Raw genomic sequence first — 5726 nt, 5'->3', positions numbered from 1 at the left:
GGCGCAGACATAGAAATTGACACTGCAAGCTCCTCGGCTCCTTGCTTCAGTGTCAGTATGTCTCGCTCATCACCTCAAGCCGCGCCAGATGGGGTCAGCTTGGCGCTTACTTGCCATCGCCCAATTGGTCGAGATGAGGACGCGAATCCGTCTGCACCCGCCGACATTCTGCGCCGACCAGCGTCCTCGATCGCATTCCGCGGCTCGCGACATAACGATGGGGCGCTGACGCCCCGAAACGAACCCGCCGACCGTAACCTGCAAGCCCCGGCCTGCCATCACGCCGGTTCACTGCCAGCGCCTGAAGAGGCTCGTGGAAAAGCACCGCAACGGCGACCACATCGCCGCTTCACCGCTTCAGGCTGCCGAAACCTCATCGCCGTGCATCAAGGCTGCAAAGTATAGATGGGGGCTGTTAAATCAAATAAAGAGAACGTTGCAGGTCTTAAACAAAAACGTTACCTATATAAACTTCAAAGAGAACTCGTTTTAAATAAAGATTAACCTAAAATAACATTTAGCTGCTTCGCCGATATGATAGAGCTTTGGCGATGCCGGGCCCACGACACGGCGCCCCAGAGACGCAGCCTTGCGGCCGCCAGCTTTGGGCACCCAGTGACAACATCCGGCGCCTATAGCTGTGGAGCAGAGTCCATGAAACGCCCACCCATGCCTTTAGTACCTCAAGGTCGAGGGCTGGCAACCAGAGCGTTTGTCCCGTCAATGCATTTCCCAACGGTGGCCGGGCAGGAGGTCGCTGCCCAGTTCGCCCGATTTCTGGACCAGACCAATGGCGTTGCCCGATCGCAGCAGTTATTCGACCTGTTATCTGCTTTTGCCCTGAATCTTGACTGCCCGTGGATCGCCTATCGCTCTCTTACGTCGGACCAAAGGTTTTGGGGCTCAGGCCGAGGCGGTCTGGCGGTCATGCTGAATTATCCTAATAAATGGCAGGAGCGCTATTTCAAGATGGGTTATGACAGAATAGACCCCATCATCAAGACGAGTCGAAAGAGGGCAGCCGCCTTTCGATGGAGCGAAGTGTACAACGACGCAAGCACGACGGAAGACGAACGGCGCGTCTTCGACGAGGCTGCGACGTTCGGCTTAAGGTCGGGCATTAGCGTTCCATTTCACGGCCCCGATGGCAGCTTTGCAATCATCAGCTTTGCTCAACCTTCGCACCGCGAATTCCAAAATGGAACAATCTCCTACTTGCAACTTGCTGCGTTACATTTCCATATGAGAGTATCGCAGGTTACGCATTTGAGCGCCACCGAAGGCGCTCCTAACCTTTCTCTAAGAGAAAGGGAATGTATTCTATGGACAGCGCGAGGGAAGTCGTCGTGGGAAATAGGAACCATTCTAGGTATATCTATAAATACTGTCAACTTCCACATAAAAAACGTAATGCGAAAATTGGATGCCGCCAGCAGAACGGTCGCCGCTGTAAAGGCTGTAAACTTCGGAATTGTCGAATTGTAACGGGCGGCATTCAAACCGTCTCGGACGGCTAACCTGAAGACGGGCTGCTTGCGCAATAGGAACCGCTGTCGCCTTGGTCACGAAGAAAGTTTGCGGCATAAAGGTTGCGTCATTGAAACGGTAATTAGTGGAGTAGTTTTGTCCGTGTAGTTCGGCTTGTTGGGGCGGTGGCGGACACGTCGTGTCGAGTGTTAACAGCAACAGAGCGTCTATTAAATGGTTAACCTGCAATTCAGTGTGTTAGCGACAGGGATCGCGCTCTTTGTAAGTACATGGACTGTCGATGCCGGCCCGCTTACTAATCGTGTCAATGCGGGACAGCCAGTCAGAATAGGATTCTCAAATGTCCCAGTGTACGGATTCCTCGACCAAAAAGGTCAGCCAAAAGGGTTTGCAAATGTGATCGCCTTAGACGTCTTGAAGAGGATGGGAGACACGAATGTCGAGACGACTGTCACCGACTGGGGAGGCCTGATCCCTGGTCTTCAGGCAAATCGCTACGATTTGATCACTGGCGGAATGTATATCTTAAATGTTCGATGCAAAAGTATCATTTTTTCCGAACCAATCGCAAAGACTGGGGTTGCCTTTATTGTGCCAACCGGTAATCCGAAAAAGATCAACACTTACAGAGATATCGCTGAGAAAGGTTCTGTGGTTGTAACCTATAGTGAATCTAGTACGATTGCAGACGCAAAAAAAGAAGGGATTGCTGAGGATAAGATTATGGAGGTCCCCGGGCCCACGGAGGTCCTCGCGTCGGTCAAAGCAGGACGTGCCGACGCCGGCAGCATGACTTATTTTGAAGCCAAGTCTATGGCGGAGCAGTCCAATGGCACAATTCAAGCGACAGATCCCGATGCTCTGCCGGAGTGGACCCAAAACTGGGTGGGCATAGGATTCCGCTTGGATGATGCTGACTTCGTTATCAAGTTCAACGAGGCCTTGAGGAAGTATCTCGGATCTGAGGAAATGATGAAGTCTGTAAAAAGATATGGGGTATTACCTGACCGCCTTCCAGATGACATGACAACCGAGTGGATTTGCTCGCATCGTTAGTTATTCCATGGAGCCGCCTCGTTCCACGGTCCCACCAATGCGCGGGAGGGCGGAAGATGAACATCTATTGTTATGACATGACCAAGCGAAAATCTTCGAAGACACCGTGACCGCCGTCGTGCTTGGGCAAGATTTCGTGGCAGCTGTTTACCATCGCGTGGCCGGATGGAGGCTGGGGAAAGATCCGGGGTCGCGCAGACGCGGACGCCCTGACGTTTTTCTCCGCCCTGATGCTGGTGGAAGAGGCCGGCGATCTGATCGAGATCTCGACCCGAGCGTGCGCCAGGCCGCCATGACGCTCAGTGACGCGGTGGCACTTCGGGTCGCCCGATTGTTGCAACAGTAACGGGGGGATTGAGCCGCTCGCTCCGGGTTACCGGTAGACGTACGATTTTCCGTTCATCTTTCAGCTCGCCAATGTCTTATCTTGAATTCCTTGTCACACATGGAGATCGGCTGCTAAGCGGCACGCTGATCACGGCGGTGCAGGCGGTGCTGTCCATCGCTCTTGCAGTCGTGCTGGCCCTGACCGCGAGCCTCATGCGTCTAGCGCCGCTCAGCACAACACGCTGGATCGCCATACTTTATATTGAGCTCTTCCGCGGCACCTCGCTGTTCGTCCAGCTTTACTGGATCTTCTTCGTCCTGCCGCTGTTCGGGCTCTCGCTTGACAAGTTCACGGCAGGCTTCATCGGCGTCGGCATGAACCTGGGAGCCTACGGGGCGGAGCTGGTTCGCGGCGCGATCCTCTCAGTGCCCAGGGAACAGTGGGAGGCAGCCTTGGCGATCAACATGTCGCCGCTGACACGCATGCGACGCATCATTCTTCCACAGGCTCTGGTCCTCATGCTGCCGCCTTGGGGCAATTTGCTAATCGAGCTTCTCAAGGGAACCGCCCTGGTCTCATTGATCTCGGTCGCCGACCTGACGTTCCAAGCCAAGCAGATAAACGCCACGACTTTCATGTCCGCGAAGGCCTTCGGAACCGCAATAATCATCTACTACGTCATGGCCCGTTTCATCATCACGCCCTTCATGCGCTGGCTTGAACGCTTTATGGACCGCAAGTTGGGAAGGGCGTAGCCGATGTTCGGTTGGGACTGGGATTTCACCCGGGAAATTCTCCCCCGCCTGCTGACGGCGACCGGAAAGACGCTTTTGGCAGCCGGCATCGGTTACATCATCGCGATGGTCCTGGGGCTTGCATTCGCGTTGGCGCAACGCACGCCGTCCAGGACATTGACAATTACCGTGCGCGAAGCGGTCGAGTTCATTCGCTCTACGCCGCTCGTGCTGCAGATTTTCTTCCTCTTCTACGTCGGGCCGGAGTTCGGCGTTGTCCTTTCGCCGTGGGTGGCGGGCATAATAGCCATCGGGCTTCACTATGCGGCCTACCTTTCGGAGGTGTACCGCGGGGGTCTAGAAAACGTGCCAAAGGGTCAGTGGGACGCGGCGACCTCGCTCAATCTGTCGACGGCGCGTACTTATTTCCGCATCATCATTCCTCAGGCGCTGCCGCCTTCCGTGGCGGGCATGGGGAATTATTTGGTCGGCATCTTCAAGGACGCGCCCGTGCTGTCGGTCATCGGCGTTGCGGAATTGATGCAAACCGCAAACTCAATCGGCTCGGAAAACTATCGCTATCTTGAACCCTACACGATGGTCGGAATCATCTTCCTCTTGATCTCACTGCCGTTGGCCGCCCTTCTTCGCAGCTTCGATGGTTGGATTCGCCGCAAACTCGGGATGAACTGATGGACGAAACAGAAGACCTTTCCCAATATCCGCTGGAGCTTACCGGCGCGGGTGTGCCGATGGTGCGCTTCCAGAAGGTCGCCAAGCGTTACGGCTCTCTGACCGTTCTCGAACACCTCGATCTCGATGTCGCAGGGGGCGAGATGGTCACCATCATCGGGCCGTCAGGCTCGCGCAAGAGCACGGTGTTGCGCGCGCTGATGACACTGGAACGCATCAACGAGGGCGTCATCTACGTCGACGGCAAGCCGCTCACGCACATGGAGAAGGATGGCAAGCTGGTGCCCGCGAGCCAGAAGCATCTAAGGTCCATGCGCTCGAAAATCGGCATGTGCTTCCAGCATTTCAATTTGTTCCCGCACATGACGGCGCTGGAGAACTGCATGGAAGGGCCGGTGCACGTGCTGGGCATTCCGCGCCAGGAGGCCCGAGAGCGCTCCGAGGAACTGCTTGAGATGGTCGGCATGGCTGACAAGCGCGACCAGCATCCTTCGCGGCTATCCGGGGGGCAGCAGCAGCGCGTCGCGATCGCCCGAGCGCTTGCGATGCGGCCCAAGGTGATGCTATTCGACGAGGTAACCTCGGCTCTCGACCCGCAAGGCGTTGGCGAGGTGACGAACGTGATCCGGCGTCTGGTGTCGGAGCACAACCTGACCATGCTGATGGTCACGCACCAGATGAACTTCGCCCGCAACAACGCCGATCGTGTCTGTTTCTTTTTCGGCGGAAGGATAGAGGATCAGGGCCCGCCGGAGGAGCTCTTCGCCAATCCGCTACGCAAGCGCACGCAGCAATTCCTGAGCACCGTGAAGGAGGCAGTATAGGGGACTTGGGCGTGTCGGCCAACATGCCGAGAACTCCGAAGCACGCCTCAGTTTGGCGGGGATTACTCCCGCGGTCGTACCCCTTTCCTTCGAGACGCCGCCGCCTGCCACCTGACTTGCAACGACAAGCCGATGCGCAACTTTCTTCGACACGGCCGACGTGTACCGCCACTCGCCGACGCTCTATTTGGCCAAGCCAAGCGAAATGTTCATGACGTTAGTGGGAATGGAGGCGGCTTGGCAGTGCGAGCCAGTAGCCAAGTCGGAGACATCGCGATTGCGTTCTGCGATGTCTCGAACGCCACGGGATTAAAAAAGGAGAATAGGGTCGGTTAACGGTTGGTTGTCGATGCCGGCTCAATACTCCCCAGAAGTGCCATTTGAATCTTCCCCAGTTTAGCGCTGCCGCCGGTCTTCCGGAGCGCGCTCCGGGAGACCGGCGGCGCGTGATCGTTGATGCGTCTCCTGATGGTCGGGAGAGGGATTTCGGTGATCAAGATCGGGGAGATGATGATGATACTGGATTTGCATCGGCAGGGCCTGTCGGTGTCGGCGATCGCCAGGGAGAGCGGGATCGACCGCAAGACGGTGCGCAAATACATT

At 56.2% G+C, this 5726-nt stretch carries 6 protein-coding genes; all 6 read left to right on the top strand.

Annotated elements, in window-relative coordinates; genetic code table 11:
* Positions 1-654 precede the first annotated feature (654 nt).
* The gene (locus tag NKJ91_RS33275; protein WP_352458883.1) at positions 655-1485 is read left to right on the top strand and encodes a helix-turn-helix transcriptional regulator; all 831 of its coding nucleotides are present in this window, start codon (positions 655-657) and stop codon (positions 1483-1485) included.
* Between the two features lie 216 nt (positions 1486-1701).
* On the top strand, positions 1702-2544 hold the full coding sequence (locus NKJ91_RS33270) for a transporter substrate-binding domain-containing protein (protein WP_352458882.1): 843 nt from the start codon (positions 1702-1704) through the stop codon (positions 2542-2544).
* Positions 2545-2961: 417 nt separating this feature from the next.
* Positions 2962-3627: an ectoine/hydroxyectoine ABC transporter permease subunit EhuC gene (gene ehuC, locus NKJ91_RS33265; protein WP_352458881.1), complete on the top strand. Its 666-nt coding sequence runs from the start codon at positions 2962-2964 to the stop codon at positions 3625-3627.
* Positions 3628-3630: 3 nt separating this feature from the next.
* Positions 3631-4299, top strand: coding sequence for an ectoine/hydroxyectoine ABC transporter permease subunit EhuD (gene ehuD, locus NKJ91_RS33260; RefSeq protein WP_352458880.1), 669 nt, complete (start codon positions 3631-3633; stop codon positions 4297-4299).
* A complete protein-coding gene (ehuA, locus tag NKJ91_RS33255) occupies positions 4299-5123 on the top strand; it encodes an ectoine/hydroxyectoine ABC transporter ATP-binding protein EhuA (protein WP_352458879.1) in 825 nt (274 codons plus the stop codon). Before ehuD ends, ehuA begins: the two co-directional genes overlap by 1 nt.
* A gap of 468 nt (positions 5124-5591) precedes the next feature.
* A partial coding sequence (locus tag NKJ91_RS33250; protein ID WP_502903661.1) for a helix-turn-helix domain-containing protein occupies positions 5592-5726 on the top strand: 135 nt, incomplete at its 3' end.

This window comes from Mesorhizobium sp. M0040, from assembly GCF_040323505.1.
Taxonomy (GTDB): Bacteria; Pseudomonadota; Alphaproteobacteria; order Rhizobiales; family Rhizobiaceae; genus Mesorhizobium.
The sequence above is the reverse complement of the archived record's forward strand: the minus strand, read 5'-3'. Positions and strand labels throughout refer to the sequence as shown.